Annotated in this window: 16 protein-coding genes and 2 tRNA genes; 15 read left to right on the top strand and 3 right to left on the bottom strand. The window is 44.6% G+C overall.

Going from position 1 to position 20,623, the window contains the following annotated elements; translation table 11 throughout:
* Nucleotides 1–8: 8 nt before the first annotated feature.
* The 5 genes from NHH16_RS01180 to NHH16_RS01160 all read left to right on the top strand — a co-directional run bounded on the left by NHH16_RS01180 (nt 9) and on the right by NHH16_RS01160 (nt 9,305).
* On the top strand, nt 9–680 hold the full coding sequence (locus tag NHH16_RS01180; RefSeq protein ID WP_262067765.1) for a response regulator transcription factor: 672 nt from the start codon (nt 9–11) through the stop codon (nt 678–680).
* A gap of 26 nt (nt 681–706) precedes the next feature.
* Nucleotides 707–2,116, top strand: a complete 1,410-nt coding sequence (locus tag NHH16_RS01175) for a histidine kinase (protein ID WP_262067764.1) — start codon at nt 707–709, stop codon at nt 2,114–2,116.
* Complete coding sequence (locus NHH16_RS01170) at nt 2,113–2,814, top strand: hypothetical protein (RefSeq protein WP_262067763.1); 702 nt, start codon at nt 2,113–2,115, stop codon at nt 2,812–2,814. The genes NHH16_RS01175 and NHH16_RS01170 overlap by 4 nt, the downstream gene beginning before the upstream one ends.
* Nucleotides 2,815–2,954: 140 nt before the next feature.
* Complete coding sequence (locus NHH16_RS01165; RefSeq protein ID WP_262067762.1) at nt 2,955–8,405, top strand: InlB B-repeat-containing protein; 5,451 nt, start codon at nt 2,955–2,957, stop codon at nt 8,403–8,405.
* Nucleotides 8,406–8,546: 141 nt separating this feature from the next.
* On the top strand, nt 8,547–9,305 hold the full coding sequence (locus NHH16_RS01160) for an SDR family NAD(P)-dependent oxidoreductase (protein ID WP_262067761.1): 759 nt from the start codon (nt 8,547–8,549) through the stop codon (nt 9,303–9,305).
* A 49-nt stretch (nt 9,306–9,354) separates the two neighbouring features.
* Here NHH16_RS01160 and NHH16_RS01155 read toward each other — a convergent pair.
* The 3 genes from NHH16_RS01155 to NHH16_RS01145 all read right to left on the bottom strand — a co-directional run bounded on the left by NHH16_RS01155 (nt 9,355) and on the right by NHH16_RS01145 (nt 10,352).
* Nucleotides 9,355–9,428 (bottom strand) — tRNA-Pro (locus tag NHH16_RS01155).
* Nucleotides 9,429–9,462: 34 nt separating this feature from the next.
* A tRNA-Gln gene (locus NHH16_RS01150) sits at nt 9,463–9,533 on the bottom strand.
* A 138-nt stretch (nt 9,534–9,671) separates the two neighbouring features.
* Nucleotides 9,672–10,352 (bottom strand): response regulator transcription factor, encoded by a 681-nt coding sequence (locus NHH16_RS01145; RefSeq protein WP_262067760.1) that lies wholly within the window; start codon nt 10,350–10,352, stop codon nt 9,672–9,674.
* Nucleotides 10,353–10,504: 152 nt separating this feature from the next.
* Here NHH16_RS01145 and NHH16_RS01140 point away from each other — a divergent pair, with 152 nt between their 5' ends.
* The 10 genes from NHH16_RS01140 (at nt 10,505) to nadC (ending at nt 20,571) form a co-directional block, all read left to right on the top strand.
* Nucleotides 10,505–12,118, top strand: a complete 1,614-nt coding sequence (locus tag NHH16_RS01140) for an ABC transporter permease (RefSeq protein ID WP_262067759.1) — start codon at nt 10,505–10,507, stop codon at nt 12,116–12,118.
* A 14-nt stretch (nt 12,119–12,132) separates the two neighbouring features.
* Nucleotides 12,133–12,762 carry an ABC transporter ATP-binding protein gene (locus NHH16_RS01135; RefSeq protein ID WP_262067758.1) on the top strand — a complete coding sequence of 210 codons (630 nt, stop codon included), beginning with the start codon at nt 12,133–12,135 and terminating at the stop codon, nt 12,760–12,762.
* 112 nt (nt 12,763–12,874) lie between these two features.
* Nucleotides 12,875–13,627, top strand: a complete 753-nt coding sequence (locus tag NHH16_RS01130) for a glucose 1-dehydrogenase (protein ID WP_262067757.1) — start codon at nt 12,875–12,877, stop codon at nt 13,625–13,627.
* Nucleotides 13,628–13,701: 74 nt separating this feature from the next.
* Nucleotides 13,702–14,409 carry an MIP family channel protein gene (locus NHH16_RS01125; protein ID WP_316043918.1) on the top strand — a complete coding sequence of 236 codons (708 nt, stop codon included), beginning with the start codon at nt 13,702–13,704 and terminating at the stop codon, nt 14,407–14,409.
* A gap of 72 nt (nt 14,410–14,481) precedes the next feature.
* Nucleotides 14,482–15,837: an MATE family efflux transporter gene (locus tag NHH16_RS01120; RefSeq protein ID WP_262067756.1), complete on the top strand. Its 1,356-nt coding sequence runs from the start codon at nt 14,482–14,484 to the stop codon at nt 15,835–15,837.
* 72 nt (nt 15,838–15,909) lie between these two features.
* Nucleotides 15,910–16,917 (top strand): aspartate--ammonia ligase, encoded by a 1,008-nt coding sequence (asnA, locus tag NHH16_RS01115; RefSeq protein WP_262067755.1) that lies wholly within the window; start codon nt 15,910–15,912, stop codon nt 16,915–16,917.
* A gap of 3 nt (nt 16,918–16,920) precedes the next feature.
* The gene (locus tag NHH16_RS01110) at nt 16,921–17,538 is read left to right on the top strand and encodes a hypothetical protein (protein WP_262067754.1); all 618 of its coding nucleotides are present in this window, start codon (nt 16,921–16,923) and stop codon (nt 17,536–17,538) included.
* Entirely contained in the window at nt 17,538–18,461 is a 924-nt protein-coding gene (gene nadA / locus NHH16_RS01105) for a quinolinate synthase NadA (protein WP_262067753.1), read from the top strand. Before NHH16_RS01110 ends, nadA begins: the two co-directional genes overlap by 1 nt.
* Before the next feature lie 9 nt (nt 18,462–18,470).
* On the top strand, nt 18,471–19,730 hold the full coding sequence (locus NHH16_RS01100; protein WP_262067752.1) for an L-aspartate oxidase: 1,260 nt from the start codon (nt 18,471–18,473) through the stop codon (nt 19,728–19,730).
* On the top strand, nt 19,723–20,571 hold the full coding sequence (gene nadC / locus NHH16_RS01095; RefSeq protein WP_262067751.1) for a carboxylating nicotinate-nucleotide diphosphorylase: 849 nt from the start codon (nt 19,723–19,725) through the stop codon (nt 20,569–20,571). The genes NHH16_RS01100 and nadC overlap by 8 nt, the downstream gene beginning before the upstream one ends.
* Nucleotides 20,572–20,623 lie beyond the last annotated feature (52 nt).

Here is a 20,623-nt window from a genome sequence, read left to right as displayed (position 1 = left end):
AGCAGCTTATGTACAATATTTTGCTGGTAGATGACGACCGGGAATATATAGACACGATTAAGTTAGCTATCGTGACACCGGGTTATCGTATCGTCACCGAATATAATCCAATCGAAGCTTTATCGAGGTTTACAAGAGAAAGCTATGATCTTGTGGTTACCGATTATAAAATGGAGAACATAGATGGGCTTAGACTAATTAAGACGATGAAGGAGATAAGACCTACTGTAAAAATAATCATGCTCACAGGCTATCAGGCGGAAGACATCGAACATATTGCTCTGAATCTAAAAGTGGACTTCTTTTTAAGCAAGGAAAAAAGCCTAGAGATGATCAATCATTACGTGCTTAGAATTTTGCGAGATGAGAGCAGTCGAAAGGAAGAAACGCTTTTTTGCTCGGAAGCGGAAGGTATCACCGCAGACAGTAAAGGATACGATGTGTATAAAGGGGAGAGACACATCGAGTTAACAAAAAAGGAGTTTGAGGTATTATTACATTTCTTAAGACATAAAAACAGAGCTTTTTCAAGGGACGAAATTATCGCTGAGTTATGGACTACCGAGATAGAAGAAATTGATCCCCGGGTGATTGATGTACACATTCGGAGGATACGAGAGAAGCTTCAAATATCATCACTAGTATCTATTCGGGGAGTTGGGTACAAGTGGAATGAATGAGAAGGCAAGGAGGGGAGACTTGATATATGAATAGGAGTAAAGTAAAGGGGAACAGAAGCAGACGAGAAATGGGCAAAGTCTTTATAATGTCCACACTACTATTTGCAATCGTAGTCATTTTTATCTTTAGTAATCTATATTTTTTCAGACAATCTTACCGAAATCAGGAACTCAAACACGTAGAAATTGTAAAAAAAGAAATCGACGAGGCTCTCCACTCAGAAGAAAGGGAAGAAGCTCTGCAGGATCTAATAGAGAGATACGCTGTAGAGATAGTCGTGGTGAATAAAGATAATCAGGTAGTCTTTGAAAGCTTACCTTTTGAAAAAGACGTGAAGCTCCAAGGTCTTATTAATAAGCAGGCCAAATTCGTGGAAGGCGGCGGTGAAGTTATTCTAGATGGCAAGCTGCATTACGTCTGGTACGTGATCTATCGCACCACCTTTGTGAACCAGCTAGAGGGATTTCTCTTAAGGCAGAACCTCTTAGTGGCAGTGATTTTTCTGGTGCTTTTTGTATTAATTATTCTCTTGCTTAAGAACCTTTTAAACCCTCTTTATCAGGTGGCGGAATCATTAGAGCAAGCAGAACAAGACAATATGGAACATTTCCAAGGAGTGAGTTCTACGGACCCTTTGAATGAACGGTTAGGAAATTTCTTTGTTAGACAGCGCAGTGCGCTCAAGGAAGTCTATAGTAAAAATACGAATCTAGAGTTGGCGCTTTCTGTAGAAAGCGACCGCCTAGAAAACACCATTCAGCTTTCTAGAGCGTTAGTTCATGACTTAAAGGGACCAGTACACCAATCGCTAATAGAAAATGAAATCAAGCTCAAGCATGACGAGCTAACGGTAGAGCGTAAAATTGCTCTTCGTTCGAACATAGCCCATTCTCAGAAGCTCTTACAAGAGATTAATGGGATTTTAAAGGTTATGCGAGAAGACCTTTACAATGTGGGGAGCAGTATTGAAACGATTGATATGGAAGAGCTTATTCTCACCTCACAGAATCACAACCGCCCGGAGATGGAGAAGAAGAAATTGCTGTTTAGCTACGAAGGACCGCAAGACAGTACTCTTAATCAGAGCAAAGCGGGGGTACAATTATTGATCCATAACATCTTAACGAATCTAGTTCACTATACGATTTCCGAGACGGAAATAATTGTTGATGTCCATAAGCGTGAAGAAGGTATTTTAGTCATCACCAAGAACCAGAGCGAAGGCAAGGATATTGATAGAATGCGACGTAGTGAACGAATGGACTACGTGGTAAAGAACCATACAGCAGACAAAGATCATACCTATAGTAGCGGCAATGGACTCTACTTGATTAAGGACTTAGCCCAGATGCTAGGCGGTGAATATAAGTATGAGATTACTGACGATTTGGTGACAGCCACCTTATTTTTACCAGATAAGGAGGGCGAGGAATGATTGGCACAAGAAAGATAATGGGAATACTTCTCTTAATCTTGCTAACTTGTCAGACCACAATAGTTAGCGCCCAGGAGGATAAGCAAAAGATCTATACTCCAGAAGAAGTTACCGAGGTTAAGAGAGCCGGCACTTATCCGGTGAAGATAGCGGCCCAGGACGAAGGGGAAGAGATTGAAGGGATTGTTTATATTACGGTGACCTATGATTACACAGTCACTTCAAAAGTTCACAGGGAAGGTATAGATGCTAGCGATTTTGAGTTTACCAAAGCCGAGGAAATGAAGGAGTTTACAAAGACAGAGATGATCCGGCGAGCGAGAGCTCACGCTTGGTCTTTAGAGGATGGTAGTGAAGTCCCTATTACGAAGGTGGTTACCAACCAGATAACAGAGAATTACGGGGAGATTAGTTATAGTACGCAGAGGGGAACAACGATAACGATTCATGCCTATCGTACCGGGGCAGAGATATTTAGTCGGAAAGATTTTATCTACATGAGTCTGGACAAGGAGAGCAGTCTTCTACAGTGGGAAGATGAATACATTCTGTGGTTCGCGATGGCAATTATTCTCCTAGTCCTAGTGCCGGTGATGCTGATTATGGCGTTGTACGTGTTCTTATCACGAGCACGCAACGAGCTTAGCGAATTTTTTATTTCTTATGCAAAAAAGAAGGATATCGAGATGAGGGAATGACATAAACGACACAAAAGACGCCGAAGAAAATACAAACCACCTATTGCGAGTTATTTTAATTTGGCGTTCTTTGATGCGAAAAACCTTCTTTGTTAGACTAACGGTGTAGACACACCCATTATTCGAAAAGGAGGAAGAGTATGAAGAAACAAAGAAAACAATGGTTACAATCTTTGCTTGGCATACTTCTGGCCTTGACGTTAGTTTGTGGTAGTATCACACCGGTATTGGCGGATGATGTTACTGCTCAGACAGAAGAGACTCAAGGCAGTAGTGAAGAAAAGGTAGAAGAAAATACAGAAGTAGTTGAAGAATCAGGAGAGGAATCCCTCATTACGGAAGAATTACCGAAAGAAGAACAGGGGACAGATAACGAAGAGGAAACGATTCCCCAGTTGGTGCAAGAAGAGGCCCCGGAAATTCCTCAAAAGGAAGGACGCGTTGCCAAAATTGGACCTCAAGATACGGGAAGCCTTAATTTGGTAGCAGAGCCATCTACTAATGAATACCAGACATTTGTAAATGAAGACTCTGGTAAAGCGCCGCAGCCCTTAACCGTAACGCTAAAGGCTTCCTTCCAATCAGGAATTACAGGTGCCCAAGTGGAAGTGCCCCTTACTTATCGACCGACCGGGGCAACCCATCCTAATTTTACAATGACGGATGATATCTTTGTTTTAGATGAGTCGTCTATCGACCTTAAAAGCGATTCGATGTATAGCGGCTATGAAATAGTAAAAGGCGCGGATGGCACGGCAGACACTCTGGTTTTGAAAATCAAAGACAATTTAAGTGCGGCAACCGTAGATTCTCTTACACTTCGTTTTGACTTTAATGCAGCTAAGTATCTGAAGACGGATGGTGCTGGTAAAGGGCTAGGTCTCATCGATAATGGTTCCGTTCTTTGGAACCTACAGCCAGTTTTAAGAGTAGATGGCGAAGTGAAGGTGACGGCGGCAAATCAAGAAATTAGAACCGTGGCCGATACTGTGATTGAACCGTTTGGACTTCCGCTGGTGCCGATAAACAACCAGTTTTCAGGGGGGATATTATCGCTTCAGGCGAATTACAAGCAATTCGATTGGTATCAAGCAGACTTTGATCCAAGTTATAAGAGTGTGATTTATATCGAGATTCCAGAAGAAGCGGAGATTAAAGATAGTCCTACATTAGAATTTTTTAATGAGGAGTTAGAAACCAATAGCGATAATCCAGCCGTCCCTGTAGGCTATAAGCGTTACACAGGCCAAATCGCCAATACGTCTGATAAGTGGAATGAGTGGCAGTACGGGGGAGCCCTCTATTACGCTGGATGCATGTATGAACCTCGAATCTCTTTTCCAGATACTATGGAAGATGGAACGAAATTTAAGATTACGATAGGGGCAGACTATAAGAAAATGAATGGCGCCATTCAGACCACGAGTGCTAGTCTTGGCTATGAAAAAGTGCCAGAGCAAGAATGGAAGTTGGAAAATACCGGCTTTCATTATACGAAAAGCGACTGGTGGTCAGTGGTTTCAAAGAAAACAGACAACCAGCCAGTAGGCATCTATGTATCGACGGACAAATACGTAGATAGAGCATCCACGAAGAACAGTGGCTCGAAAGCAATAACAGGAGTAAGCCTGGAACTGAATCAAGAATCTACCGGTTCTGGTAAAGTGAATTTTTCTCACTTTCTAGTTTATCCGGATTCCCTTGATCCGGATAAATATCCTACTCCCTACGTAAAGCTTACCTATCAAATAAAGGATGCTTCCGATCAGGTAATTAGTCAGGGAGAAACAGAACCTAGTAATGAATACGGTAAAAGGATAGAGCTTCCACCTTTGGCAGCTGGACATTACTATGATAATGTGACTGCTGTGCCTATGGGCACCGCGGGAAATGCAGAAGATGAAGGGAAGTTTCCACCAAAGACCTCTGTGGGCTTTTACTATGAGCCCAAGCAGTGGGCGGATTATAAGTGGCCCGATGGTACCGAGGTAGGCTACAATACGCCGCTTACCCTACAGTGGACCCTATTTTATGATACAGAAAGCGGAGACCCCACATCATGGCCAAGTCAAGACCACAAGGTGTATTATTCTGATGCCCCTTACGCTCGTGTCGATATGGTTAGCAGTAATGCCAACGGTAAGAAGCCAGGAGAGAGTGTAAGTTACGAAGTCCAGGGATATAACGATGGAATCAGGTCGGATGGTGATTTGCTAAATCCGCGAATCGTTATTGCTGTTCCCAAAGTCCTAGAATTGCAAGACATAGGTACACCAAAAGACTTTATCGACGTGGTGAATCAGAAGACGGAAACAGGTGCAGTAGCGGTGAGTCTTGTTAGCTCAGATGAGAATTATAATTACTATAACCTTCAAGCAGACGAAGGGCTTTGCGGGGCCATAGTGGAAAGTGAGGTTTCTTATAAGATACCTTTAGAATTTAAAGTTGCGGCGGGCGCACAGCCGGGATATTATCCGATTCCTGCGGTTGCCGTCACTCAGAAAGACGCAACCAAATATGAGCATATAAACGGCATATATCAGAATAACCTAGGGTCAGAGATGGCCACAGCTATGGGCTTTGTCGATGGTGATAATTACACGGGTATGGTGGACTATTACCATTCACCTCTAAGCATTGTGTCAGTGACGGCACTATCTGGTACTGGTAGCGTAAAGAGTGCGTCTACAGAAAATGCTTGGGTTACAGATGCTTTTGTTCCGGCGACACACGATGAAATCGTTGAGATGAAAGCGACGCTAACCAATACAGGAAATACGGACTTTGACAATCTAAAGATTTACAATATTTTGCCCTCGTCTACAGACGGACGCGGTTCGGATGGTAACGTTAGCTTTGAGGGTGTGAATGTACCAGATGCATTAGATTATAAAATTTATTATACAGATGTAGCGATTACAGAATTGCCAACATATGATGAGATTAATCTGGCCACATACGCGCCAAGCGAAGCGGATATCTGGAAAGAAAATGCGGAAGCGATTGGTGGTGCGGCAAAGGCTACGGCAATCTACATTGAATTTGGCACGCATACGATCGCTGCAGGAGAGAGCTTGGATGCGATACTTAAGTTCAAAATACCTAGCAGCGGCAGTCAGGTAGCCTATAATCAATTTAAATACTACGCCCTAGAAAAAGGGGACTCGCCAGTGTTCTTACAGGCGTATTCAAGCAAAGTTGGCTTTGGTACGCAATTAATTCAGTTGACATATGACCAGAATTTGCCAAGCAAATTGCCTAGTGACATAACGGGAGCAGAGAATATGCCGATAGCTTCCTCTGGTATTTATGGCATAGTTGCAGGCAATAAATTTGCCGTAAGCAATCAGGAACCAACGCTTGCCGGATACGAATTTATAAATTGGAAAGATGGAGCTGGAAATGAATATTCCGCTGGTGGAGAAGTCTTCTTTTCTGAAGCAGGCGAGATCATCTTGAAAGCTCAGTGGAAGGCTGTCAATGTCACCGTTAATTTTGATAAGAACGGTGGTGACACAGAGGCTTCGCCGGCGAGCATTGCTTACCCATATGGCTCGGCACTGACCGCTTCTGCATTACCGGGAACGAATCCAACGAGAGCCGGTCATGAGTTCCTCGGCTGGGCAACCACCAATGATGCCACTGTCGCTGATTTTGGCGACGGTACCGAGATTGATTTTATATCTGAGAAAACGGTTTACGCCGTTTGGAAACTTAACGAGTATAAAATCACTTATCACCTAGATGGCGGCGAAGCAACGAGTAACCCGACCAAGTACACCTATGGTGTTGGTGTTTCATCCTTTGCTCCAACTAGCAAGTCCGGTCACCTTTTCCTAGGATGGTATGATAGCGCTAGCGGTGGTACCGAAGTTGTAAAAATCGAACCAACGGATACGGGCGATAAAGAGCTATACGCATATTTTGCCAAAACAGATGTTAATGGCGAGAAGGGCAAAATCGGTGCTAGTCACTTTAGCTACGCAGTTGCCGATGAAAGCGGTACGGCAATGCCCCCTATTGATGCGGCAAAAGCAAAAGTACTTGCCAAGGTAGTAGTGGCTGGCTTTGAGGCGGATGGTAGCACGAAGCAAGAGCTTGATAAAGCAACTGTGGATTCGGCCCAGTTACAGCACATCAATGATCAAATCCTTGCAGGTATAAAGGGACAATATGAGCTGACCTTCTATACTCAGGATTATGATAAAGATGCAAATACCGGCGATAAGGTAACGATTACCGTGACCCTTACAGGCGTGGGAACAATTGAAGACGGTAAAGGCGCCATTGGGGGAACGAATTTTATCTACGGAGTCCATGTATCAGATACTAACTTAGCACAAGCCGATGATTTGACAGCCAACCTTGCTAAGGAGTTAGGAAAAGCCTGGGCCAACGATAAACACCAAAATAAATATCAAGCAGCAGATATTACGGTGAATGCTGATGAATTAAAAGCCATAAATAAGGCAAAAGGACAAATCTTTGCGGAAGGCAACAGATACAAAGGAGAGCGTAGCTTTAACTTAACCTTTGGTTCGCCAGATAATCTAACCGTCGGCATTCGCGTAACCTTATTTGATTACGTAAATACAGGTGATGACGGCCGTCGATTAGGTGCCAACGGAGTACGTTACGACGTTATTGGCGGGGAATTAGATGAGGCTAGTATGAATGCTTTATCTAATGTATATCTAGAAGATAAGTTTGGAAATGAGATTAAGGATGGTGTGGACACCTCGGTAGAAGATTTGCAGAAGATTAATAAAGCTATCGGGGAAAGAGCTTTGGGAGAGTATACTCTTGCTTACCAAACGACTGATAAGAAACTTGGTCTTACGATTCCGGTAACGTTAATTGGCACCGTACTTAGTGCCAAAGATGGAGATTACAATATCGACAAAGGTGCTCTTAGCGCCGATTCTATAAAAGAGATTTTAAAAACCAAGGCTGTGGATGCTGAGGGTGTGGACATAGCTAGGGGAGATATTGCTATTGACGAAACTACCATTCATGCTCTTAATGAAATGATTAGCAAAGAAAAGACCGGAAAAGTAAACATCACCCTTATTGCCCCAGATACAACAAGTACCACGGTAGTGCTTTCTCTGTATCGTTATGAAATAATAGGTGTCGATATCGAAATGAGCATATCGGAGCTGAATAAGATGAAGAAAGAGGGAACGCTAGAAGCTTATGTGACAAAAGAGACAAAGGCAGCAGCTAAAAAAGTGGTGGGAGACGAGGTGACCGACCTTGAAGTAAAACCAAATCTGGAGAATTTATTAGCGGCAACAGCGCCGATTACTACGACAGTGGTTCTCGAAGGCTATGAGATTCAAGAAGAGATTACTAAGCCAGGGTTAGAGCCACAGCTTAAAAAAGTGATTGAAAAGACGGTAAACGCTAAGATTACAGCAGATGCTAAGCCAGCTGGCGACGCCAACCTTAAGAATGGTGGTAAAACTTCGAAAAAATCGATTATCACCACGGGAGACAATTCCTGGATTGCTCTTTGGACGGGAATCGTAATCCTCGCACTCTTAACTTGTATCATCATCTTTTTAAGAAGGAAGAAATACGGTAAATAGAATACAAATACCGAGAGGCCTGCCGATTTTGGCAGGTCTTTTGGTACCCAAATGGTGCGGTGGGAGACAGCGGCAGATGATATTATAGTTAAACTACTCATCAGGCAGAAGGTCACATGGAAAAATTTAAGGAGGCAGAACATGAAGAATTATTTGGATCTTACGGGAAAAGTGGCGGTAGTAACAGGAGCGTCATCTGGTCTTGGCAATGCCTACGCCAAAGCACTTGCAGAAAACGGTGCCAAAGTAGCAGCGCTGGCTAGACGAACGGACCGTCTAGAAGAATTAAAGAAAGAGATTGAAGAAAGTGGCGGAGAGTGCTTGCCGGTAACGGTAGACGTAACAGATGAGGCCCGGGTAACAGAAGCCGTGGCGGAAATTATGGACCACTTTGGGAGAATTGATATTCTTATTAACAATGCCGGTGCCATTAAGGTAACGCCGACAGTTGATCTGCCACTTCAGGAATGGAATCAAGTGGTGAACATTAGCTTAACCGGTTACTTTCTCATGGCCAGAGAGTGCGGCAAGCATATGATTGCTAATAAGTACGGGCGGGTTATTAATACTTGCTCGATGTTCGGGATGATTGCTGGGCATCACATGCCCAATCTAGCATACAATGCCACAAAAGGGGCGATTCCCAATTTTACGAGAAGTCTTGCCCAGGAGTGGGCAGAGTATGGCATTACGGTTAACGCCATCGCTCCGGGAATGTTTCCTAGTGAAATGATGGTTATCGAAGAGGGCACAAAAGCCTTACTAGCGAATCGTTGTCCCCTCGGTCGTCCCGGTAGAGTAGAAGAGCTCTTAGCGCAGATGCTTCTGTTTGCCTCGGATGCTTCTTCCTACACGACGGGACAAACGGTAGTTATTGATGGAGGCTGGACAGCGGTGTAAAGTGATTGTTTTCAGACATGCGAAAACCCTTGCAAATGCAAGGGTTTAATCGGAGTGACGTGATTCGAACACGCGACCTCTACGTCCCGAACGTAGCGCTCTACCAAGCTGAGCCACACTCCGCGATATGCAATTTTCATCTTTAGTTCAAATAAAACTACGGATAGAGGATTTGAACCTCTACTAACAGAGTCAGAGTCTGCTGTGCTACCATTACACCAATCCGCATCGGTATCGAACAATATTCATTATATTCAAAAGTCGTGAAAAATGCAACAACTTTTTACGGAAATCAAGGACAAATCAAACATATAAAATTTCCGTCTCCTCACCGATAATTTGACTAAGTTCTAGAACGGTTTTCTCTTAATCTTTATATTCCAATTTATACCCAATCCCCCGAATGGATTTTATTTGCACCTGAGACTGAAGTGCGACTATTTTCTTGCGCAGGAAAGAGACGTAGACTTCGATGTTGTTGTATTCGGAGTCGCTGTTATAGCCCCAGGCACGCTCGGTTAATATTTCTTTGCTGAGAATGAGGGAGGGGTGAGCTAGAAAGGATTCCATCAAATACAGTTCTTTCGGTCCCAGGGTGATTGATTTATTAGTCTGCGTGTTGTGGAGTGTGCCTTCGGCGCTTCGAAGTTCCAGATCGTGAAAGGTGAGGAACTTATGCTCGCCGGTATTTTGACGCTTTAAGACCGCCCAGATTCTAGCGATAAGTTCCTTAGTCATAAAGGGTTTGGTGATATAGTCATCAGCCCCGCTTTCAAAGCCTGCGAGCTTATCATCTAACTCGGCTTTGGCAGTTAGCATAATGGCAGGCGTGTGTATGTTTTGTTGCCGCAATTTTCTTAGGATTTCAAAGCCGTTCAGGCCAGGAAGCATCACATCGATTAGAAAGAGATCGTATATGCCGCTTACGGCAAAATCATATCCGAGCTTTCCTTCGTGGACACAGTCTACAATAAAGCCTTCATTTTTTAGAAGTTCGGCGACTGCTTCCGCAAGTGCGCAGTCGTCTTCTATTAGTAAAATCCGCATTTAACTATACCTCTTTTGTGTTTTTTACGTTAGCTTATTATACGAAGAGCTCATGTAAAAAGCTTGAACACCTTGTGTAAAATCTGTGTTTCAAGGTTCATTCAAGGTTTCTAATATACAATCTGGCTTGCAAAAAGAAGGAGGTAGTTAAGATGTATATTATAAAGAACGCAATACGAAATGTGAGTCGAAATAGAGGGAGAAATATCCTGATTGGCATTATTATCTTTATCATAGTCCTGTCATCATGTGTCGGTCTATCTATTATGGGGGCCGCTGATAAGGCTAAGACGAGTAGCTTAGATACGATGACGATATCGGCTCAGATTAGCGTAGACCGGCAGGCGATGATGTCTGGCGGCGAAGATGGAGAAGCGCCGGACCCAGAAGCCATGCGGGAAAGGCTTCAGAGCACCGAAAGTCTTTCACTGTCAGAGCTAGAAGGGTATGCACAGGCAGAGGCGGTTACGGACTTTTACTATTCATCGTCTTTATCACTAAATGGAAGCGAGGAATTAGAAGCTGTGTCTACGTCTGTTCAAAGTGAAAGCAGTGATAATGGGAGCAGTAGTGAAGGTGAAAGAACGGATACGGGAATGATGCCAGGCGGTGATATGCCAAGTGGAGAGATGTCTGGTGGCGGTAGTATGCCTGGATTTGTACGAGGCGGCATGGGCACCCAGGGAGATTTTACGGTAGTTGGTTATGGAAAAGAAGAGGCGATGACGGATTTCATCTCTGGAAGTAGCAGTATTACCGAGGGCAGCTTTTTTGATTTTAATGAAAGCGATATGAACTGTGTGATTTCCGATGAGCTTGCTACCTATAATGACTTAGCTGTAGGAGATGAAATTACCGTAGAGAATCCGAATAATGAAGGGGAGACGTATATCCTTACTGTTAGTGGCATCTATCACAATGAGCAGTCTAGTAGTAATGGCGAGGGCATGATGGGCGGCTTTAATCCAGGAAATGATGCGGCTAATCGCATCTATATTAGCTATCCAAGTGCAGAAAGTATAATCAGTACCTCCACCAGTGTAGCTACCACATCGACAGATGAAACCACCGGTCTAGAGACGACTACGGCTTTACCGGAACAAGTTTCGGGAACGTATATATTTAAAGATTTAGATGCTTATTACGCGTTTGAGGAACAGGTGAGAGAGTTAGGGCTTTCAGAAGACTATCAGGTCACCTCCACAGATGTTAGCAGCTATGAAAATAGCCTGATTCCGCTAGAAAATTTAAGTAAGATGACGAGCTACTTTTTAATCGTAGTGCTGGGAATAGGTGCTGTTGTTCTAATCGTAATTAATATGTTTGCCGTCCGCGAGCGAAAATATGAGATTGGTGTTTTGACGGCCATCGGTATGAAAAAAGGAAAGGTAGCACTGTCGTTTCTATTAGAAACACTCCTAGTGACTATTTGCGCCATGGTAATTGGCACTGGTCTCGGTGTGGCTTTATCAGGGCCGGTTTCTAATTCCTTATTAAAACAACAAATAGAATCCATGAGTGAGCAGGAGAGCCAGCAAGAAGCGGCGTTTGGTAGGCCAGGTGGCGGCATGATGGACGGTCAAAGGGGTGAATCGGGGGCAGCTGAGGAAAGTAATTACTTAGACGAAGTAGATGCATCTCTTAATTTCACGGTGTTAGCTCAATTAATTGGGATTGGTTTGTTGCTGGGAATAGTGGCAGGTATGGTGGCAATTGTCTTTATTTTGCGCTATAACCCGTTGGATATTTTAGTAAACCGAGATTAGGTAGGAGGAAAGACATGAGTGTACTTAGATTAGATAATGTTAGTTATTCGTATGGAGAAAATGTGGTGTTAAATCAGTTGTCTCTAGATTTTGAAAAGGGAAAAATGTATGCTGTTGTCGGTAAGTCCGGAGCTGGTAAGACCACGCTTTTATCCTTGCTGGCGTGTCTGGCAAGACCTGATTCGGGAGAGATGTATTACCTGGGACAGGACGTAAAGAAAATCGATACCTATAAGTATCGCAGCAAATACGTGGGTGTAATTTTTCAGAGCTACAATCTGCTGACGAAGCTAACAGCTCTTGAAAATGTGGTGTTATCAATGGATATCGCCGAGATGAAAAAGGTGGACAAATCAGCAGAAGCCATGCGCCTATTAAGGAGTGTAGGGATTAGTGAGCAAGAAGCCAATCGCCGGGTGCTACAGCTTTCCGGCGGGCAGCAGCAAAGAGTTGCCATTGCTAGGGCCCTTGCGTATAATCCAGATGTTATCTTAGCCGATGAACCAACGGGTAACCTAGACGGCCAGACAGAGAAGGAAATTCTAGGGATTATGCGCCGTTTAGCTGACGAAGGCCGGTGCGTCATCCTGGTGACTCATTCCCCGGCGGTTTCGAAAGCTACCGACATTGTAATCAAATTATAAAACTTATAAAACTTTCAGATAACGACGCATAAAGCTTGTTAAAAAATAGATAAAGGCCTATAATTGAAATTGCAAACTATTAATTCGCTTCTATATAAAGGAGGATTTCGATTTGGGTAAATTAGATGGAAAGATAGCGGTAGTTACCGGTGCTAGCTCAGGAATGGGCCGAGAGATTGCGAAAGCCTACGCGACAGAAGGCGCTAAAGTGGTGGCAGTAGCTAGAAGAAAAGAAAAACTAGAAGAGCTAGCTGGTGAGTTTCCTAATATCGTGGCCTTTTCCGGAGATATGGCAAAGCCAGAAGATGTAACGGCGATGCTTGATTATGCAGTTACCGAGTTCGGTAAGTTAGATATTCTCGTTAATAATGCCGGTATTCTGGATAACTTTATGCCAGTAGGTGACTTGACCGATGAGCTTTGGGAGCGGGTGCTGCGAGTGAATCTGACGGCACCGATGGAAGCTATGAGAAAAGCCGTCAATATTTTCCTCGAAAGTGGCGGTGGCGTGATTATCAATATCGCTTCCGTAGGCGGTCTTAGAGGCGCTGCTGGGGGAGCGACGTACGTAACCTCCAAACACGCTTTGGTTGGCTTGACGAAGAACACCGCAATTATGTACGCGGAAAAAGGGATTCGGGCGAACGTTATCTGTCCTGGTGGGGTAGAGACGGAAATCGGCAACTTTGATCAGACCAAGATTTCTCCTTTAGGAATTGAAAAGGTGATGAAGGCCAATGCCGTAAATCCGCGTACGGGAAAACCAGAAGAAGTCGCTAAAGTAGCGGTCTTCTTAGCAACCGATGATGCTAGTTTTGTGAATGGTGTAGCGATGCCAGTTGATGGCGGCTGGATGGCCGGCTAAAAGGTGTAGCCAAAACTCCTAATTAGTGGTAGTATTACATTTGGAAAAAATTTGATTCGAAGGGAGAATACACTGTGAATATCAAGAAATATGTAGCAGAATTTATCGGAACAGCAGTATTAGTTATCTTCGGTTGCGGAAGTGCCGTGGCCGCCAACACCTTACTGGGAGGCGACTTAGGTGTGACAACCCCCCTAGCCTTTTCGACGCTTTTAATCGCCTTTGCCTTTGGCCTTTCTATCGTCGCAATGGCGTACTCCATCGGCAATGTTTCGGGATGTCACATTAACCCGGCAGTTTCTGTAGGCGTATTCTGTGCCGGCAAGATGTCAGTGACAGACTTTATCGGCTACCTAGTGGCTCAGTTCCTCGGTGGTATCGCTGGTGCAGGGATCCTAACCGTCTTCTTTGGTAGCAACGAAGCGCTAGGTCAGAACGGTTACGGAGAGGCAAGTGCTCTGGGAACAGAAATGGCAGGTGCCTTCTTAGTGGAAGTCGTACTAACCTTTGTGTTTGTATTACTTATTCTAGGAGTGACCTCTAAGGAAAAATACGGCTCTATCGCTGGTGTGGTAATCGGACTTACGTTAGTCCTCATTCACATCTTAGGTATTCCTTTTACAGGAACCAGCGTTAACCCAGCAAGAAGCTTTGGTCCAGCGTTATTAGTTGGTGGCGAAGCGCTTAAGCAAGTGTGGTTATTTATCGTAGCCCCTGTAGTTGGTGGTATTTTGGCAGCCCTTGTGTATCGCTTTTTATTAGCTAGTGAGGCAGATGCATAAAAGGCTTAAAATAAAGAGGATGTTCTTCATTTTTATATGGAGAATATCCTTTTTTGCTGTATAATGGAGCTTATGGAAAAAGATCGCTTAGAAGCTTGGCCTGTGCCTAAGCTCGTCATCACCCTGGCCTTGCCAGCAATTCTCGCACAGATAATCAATGTTTTATACAATATTATCGACCGTGTCTATATCGGTCGGATTGAAGGGATAGGGGAGAAAGCTCTTACTGGGGTAGGGGTGACATTTCCTATTCTTATTCTTGTGTCCGCCTTTGCCTATCTGATAGGTTCTGGCGGTGCCCCTTTAGCGGCCATTGAAATGGGCAAGGGGGACAAGAAGAAAGCCGAAGCGATGCTAGGGAATGCCTTTACTGCGCTCCTAATAATCAGCGTAGTTTTAACGGTGGTCTTTCAGGTGCTAAAGCGTCCCATACTTCTAGCCTTTGGGGCGAGTGAAGCCACCCTTGGCCACGGTCTGGATTATTTGAGCGTCTATCTATTAGGCACCGGGTTTGTTCAGCTATCCTTAGGGCTAAATCCCTTTATCAACTGTCAGGGAAAGTCTAAGACGGCGATGTTTACGGTATTAATCGGCGCCTTACTTAATATTGTTCTCGACCCGCTCTTTATCTTTGGGCTCAAGATGGGAGTGAAAGGTGCGGCACTGGCGACCATTATCTCTCAGGCGGTGAGTGCGCTCTTTGTGGTCGTTTATTTAAGTTCTAAGAAAAGTAATATTCGCCTGCGGCTAGATAATCTGCGCCCGAAGATGCCCCTGCTTCTTGGCATGATGGCTCTGGGAGTGTCGCCCTTCATCATGCAATTTACGGAGTCTTTAATTAATGTAGTCTTTAACAGTGGGTTACAAAAATACGGAGGTGACTATCACGTTGGGGCCATGACGATTATTCAAAGCGTTATGCAGATGATTTTTATTGTCTCCGCCGGTTTAACTCAAGGAATTCAGCCGATTATTAGCTATAATTTCGGGGCGAGAAAGGACGACCGGGTTCGCCAGGCTTACCGGATTGCCTTCATCTCCATTACGGTGGTGATGGTGGTTCTAACGGGGGTGGTCATGCTCTTTCCAAGCTTCTTTGGTCGCCTCTTTACCGACAGTGAGGGTATCCTCCAGATTGTAAGGAAAATGTTACCGCTTTTTGTCAGTGGTATGATGGTCTTCGGTATTCAGCAAGGAGCTCAGTGTGCCTTTGTGGGCTTAGGAGAAGCCAAGCTTTCCTTCTTCCTTGCTTGTCTGCGAAAAGTGATCTTGATTATTCCCCTAGCGCTTGTGTTACCTAAGTTTATCGGCGTACTGGGAATCTATTTGGCAGAACCGATTTCCGATGTGATTTCGGCGACTACCGCCGGTATTCTTTTTAAAAGGAATATTAATAAGATCTTTAAACGCCGAGATGAAACATCCTAGTAGTGGAAGAAAAAGGCGTTTTATGGTATTATATCCTACTAGTAGGACAAAGCAGTGAGGAAAGGTGAGAAGATGAGTAAAACAACAGTACCGGCAGGTTACCAGTCTGCCCTCGATTTATATGAAACCCAGGTGGCGATTGGAAAGCTGCGCCATATCTTTCAGGACAATTTGGCAGCTGCATTAGAGCTTAAGCGAGTTTCTGCGCCCCTTTTTGTGGATCCGAAGACCGGCCTTAACGATGATCTTAACGGCATCGAGCGCCCAGTATCCTTTGAGATGAAGGAGACCGGAAAAAGCGCTCAGGTCGTCCACTCGTTAGCAAAGTGGAAGCGAATGGCTCTAAAAGAGTATGATTTCTATCCAGGGAATGGCCTTTATACGGATATGAACGCGATTCGCCGAGATGAAGAGCTTTCGAATATTCACTCAGTCTATGTGGATCAGTGGGACTGGGAAAAAGTAATCACAAAAGATGAGCGGAATCTAGATTATTTAAAAGAAACGGTGGATAAAATCGTCGGTGCTCTTTACGATACCGCCACAAGCATCTGTGAAATGTATCCAGCCCTTACGAATACGCTTACCCGGGAAGTGTTTTATATTACTACCCAAGAGCTTGAGGATAAGTATCCAGGAATGACGGCGAAAGAAAGAGAAAACGCTATCTGTAAGGAGCATAAGACCGTATTCCTGATGCAGATCGGCGATAAATTAGAGTCAGGGAAACCCCATGATGGCCGGGCGCCTGACTACGATGATTGGTCCCTAAATGGCGATATCCTCATCTGGAACGAGATCTTAGGAACGGCTTTTGAAATCTCTTCCATGGGAATCCGGGTGGATGAAAAAGCGCTAGATGAGCAGCTTAATAAGGCAAACTGCAACGAGCGTCGTGAGCTCACCTTCCACAAGCTATTGTTAAATGGCGAATTACCTCTTACCATCGGCGGTGGTATCGGGCAATCAAGAGTGTGTATGCTGATTCTTCACAAGGCTCATATCGGTGAAGTGCAGACATCACTGTGGGATGATGAGACAAAAGCAATCTGCAAAGAGGCAGGAATTAGGTTATTATAAATCATGAATGAGTTAAGTTATTTTAGCGTCGATGGCGCTTACGGAGGAAATCAAGATTGGCACACGAATCTGGTGATGCATATGGGGGGCTGCGCAGCTCTTGTTGCCTGTGACAGCCTGATCTATTTTGCCAAGCATTTAGCGAGAGCCGATTTCTATCCCTTCGATTTAAAACAGGTGACGAAAGAGGATTACAAGGCTTTCGGCATGTTGATGAAACCATATATCAGCCCTCGCATCCACGGCGTTAAAAAACTCGCCTGGTATAAAGAGGAGCTAGAGCAGTATTTGACAGACTACGGTATCGCTTTTCCCTATCGGATAAAAGAATTTTCTGGTGATAACGAGCTTTCTCTTGCCAAAGAGAGGGTTCGTCGCCAGATAGATGGAGGAAAGGTGGTTCCTTTCTTGTTGCTAAAACATCAGCAAAAGAGTCTGTCTTTTTTCACGTGGCATTGGTTTTTACTAACGGGCTACGAGGAAGAGAAGAGCGGTGAAATGCAGGTGACGGTAGCCACATATGCCAAAAAGCACACCATTTCTTTTGATCAGCTCTGGGAAACAGGATATGAGGAAAAAGGTGGCATGATTTTGTACGAGGAAAAGGAAGGAAAGGTCTGATGAGCCAAGAAACAAGTATAAAAAAGGAAATTGAAGAACTAAAGAAACAGCGAAACGCGGTAATTCTCGCCCACTATTACGTGGACGGTGACGTGCAGGAGATTGCCGATTACGTAGGCGACTCCTATTATTTAAGCGAGGTGGCAGCCGGTGTGGATAAAGACGTTATCGTTTTTGCCGGGGTTTCTTTTATGGGCGAGTGTGCGAAGATTTTAAACCCAGAGAAGACCGTGCTTATGCCTGATGGCGGGGCGGATTGCCCGATGGCGCATATGGTGACGCCAGAAGAGATTGCAGCGGTCCGGGAAAAGTATGAAGACGTGGCGGTGGTAACGTACGTCAATTCATTTGCCAAGATTAAGGCTTTAAGCGATGTCTGTGTGACTTCTTCTAATGCCTTAAAGATTGTAAAAGAGTTGCCGAATAAAAACATCTTTTTTATTCCGGACCATAACCTTGGTGGCTTTTTAGCGAAACAGTTGCCAGAGAAGAATTTTATCTTCAACGAAGGACACTGCCCAACCCATGACCGTATTCAAGTGGCCGAAGTACAGGCTCTTAAAGCGGCTCACCCAGAGGCGATAGCCCTCGCCCATCCGGAGTGCCGGGAAGAAATCTGTAAAGAGGCAGATTACGTAGGCAGTACCAAAGGGATTATCGATTACGCTCTTAAGAGTCCAGCTAAGGAATTTATTATCCTAACGGAGAAAGGGATTATGCATCCTTTAACACAACAAGCGCCAGATAAGCGTTTCTATGGCTTAGACCAGGAAATTGTCTGTAGGGATATGAAGCTTATAACCATGGAGAAAGTGCGAGATGTGCTCCGGGATATGCCAGAGACAAATCAGGTGCAGATGGATGATCAGCTTATGCAGGATGCTCTTACACCTCTTGAGCGGATGCTAGAATTAGCAAAATAGGGTAAGAAAATGAAAAATTATTATGACGTTGTCATCATTGGCAGTGGAGTTGCCGGCTGCTTTAGCGCCCTGCATCTGCCAAAAGAGATGGATATCTGCATGGTGACAAAAGAACAACTGAATAAGAGCGATTCTTTTTTGGCTCAAGGCGGGATTTGCGTGGAAACGTCGGCAGATGATTATGAAGCCTTTATGGAGGATACGCTAAAAGCGGGGCATTATGAAAACGACCGGGAGTCCGTAGACATGATGATTAAATCCTCGGCAGAGGTAATCCATGAGCTGATTGACTACGGGGTCGCCTTTGAAACGAGGGACGGTGAACTGCTCTATACGAAAGAGGGCGGGCATTCGAAACCGCGAATTCTTCACTTTAAGGATGAGACGGGAAAAGCGATTACCCATACCTTGCTTGTCAAAACGTTAGAAAATCGCCATGTGCGGGTCTTTGAAGAGACCACGATGGTGGATTTGCTGGTAAAGGATGAGCACTGTATCGGCGTTCAAATCGAAAGCCCTGATGGTTTATTAAATCTTTATAGTAAGTTTGTTATCCTGGCTACAGGAGGTGTGGGTGGACTCTACGAACATTCCACGAATTATCGCCATCTTACTGGAGATGGAATCGCCATTGCGATGGCTCACGGGGTAGCGATGAAGGACTTAAGCTACGTGCAAATACATCCTACGACCCTGTATTCTGAGGAACCGGGTCGCCGGTTTTTAATATCGGAGGCAGTCCGAGGTGAAGGGGGCATTTTGCTTAATAAGGCAGGTGAGCGCTTTACCGACGAGCTTAAACCGCGAGACGTGGTTTCCAAAGCGATCCATGAGCAGATGGAAAAGGATAACCTGCCCTACGTCTTCTTGTCTTTTGCCGAGATAGAAACGGATGTAAAAGAGCGATTTCCCGCCATCTATGAACGCTGCTTACGAGAGGGCTACGATATTACGAAGGAGCCGATTAAGGTAGTGCCGGCTCAGCATTATTATATGGGCGGAATTAAAATTGATTTGGAGGGGCGCACTTCTCTAGAGTGTCTCTATGCGGCCGGTGAAGCGGCTTGCAACGGGGTGCACGGTGCCAATCGCTTAGCCAGCAATTCCCTGCTGGAGTCTTTGGTGTTTGCCAAGCGGGCAGCCCTTGATATCGCCGCTAGAGAAGACACCTTTGAACCGGTATTTCTAAGTAGCAAAGAGTATCAAGATGGCCGGGAGCTTTTAGAGGAACGACGAGAAAAATTAAAAGGAGTGTTGAGGAATGAATAAGATTACCGAAAAGATAAATGTAGACCGACTAATTATGATGGCTTTAGAAGAGGATATTTCTAGCGAAGACGTAACTACGAATGCCATTATGAAAGAGGCGACTACAGGTGAAGTAGAGTTGCTTTGTAAAGAGGACGGTGTTCTGGCAGGACTGGATGTCTTTATCCGCGTCTTTACTCTCTTAGATGAAACGACCACGGTAGAAACCTACAAAAAAGACGGCGAGATGATCAAGTCAGGTGAGAAAATCGCCTTGGTAAAAGGAGACGTTCGCGTTCTCCTATCAGGAGAGCGCACCGCTCTTAACTATCTTCAGAGGATGAGCGGAATAGCCACCTATACCAAACGGATTACGAGCCTCTTAGAAGGCTCAAAGACAAAGTTACTCGATACACGAAAGACCACGCCTAATATGCGGATTTTTGAAAAGTATGCCGTTAAAGTGGGTGGCGGCTACAACCATCGCTACAACCTATCTGACGGCGTTCTCTTAAAAGACAACCACATCGCTGCCGCTGGCGGCATCAAAAAGGCGGTGGCTATGGCCAAGGAATATGCACCTTTTGTTCGCAAAATCGAAGTGGAAGTGGAAAACTTAGATATGGTAAAGGAAGCTCTAGAAGCTGGAGCGGACATTATTATGCTAGATAACATGACACCAGCACAGATGAAAGAAGCCGTAGCTTTGATTGGCGATCAGGCGCTAACGGAGTGCTCAGGCAATATCTCCGAGGACAATGTGGCAAAGGTGATTGATCTGGGCGTGGACTACGTTTCCAGCGGTGCCCTTACTCACAGCTCCCCGATTCTTGATTTATCCCTTAAAAATATGAGAGTGTAAAGAAAAACGAGGTAGGATGCGTATGCAACCTACCTCATTTATATAGATATCT

The sequence above is a fragment of the Ohessyouella blattaphilus genome (assembly GCF_024721265.1).
Classification (GTDB): domain Bacteria; phylum Bacillota; class Clostridia; order Lachnospirales; family Lachnospiraceae; genus Aequitasia; species Aequitasia blattaphilus_A.
The sequence above is the reverse complement of the archived record's forward strand: the minus strand, read 5'-3'. Positions and strand labels throughout refer to the sequence as shown.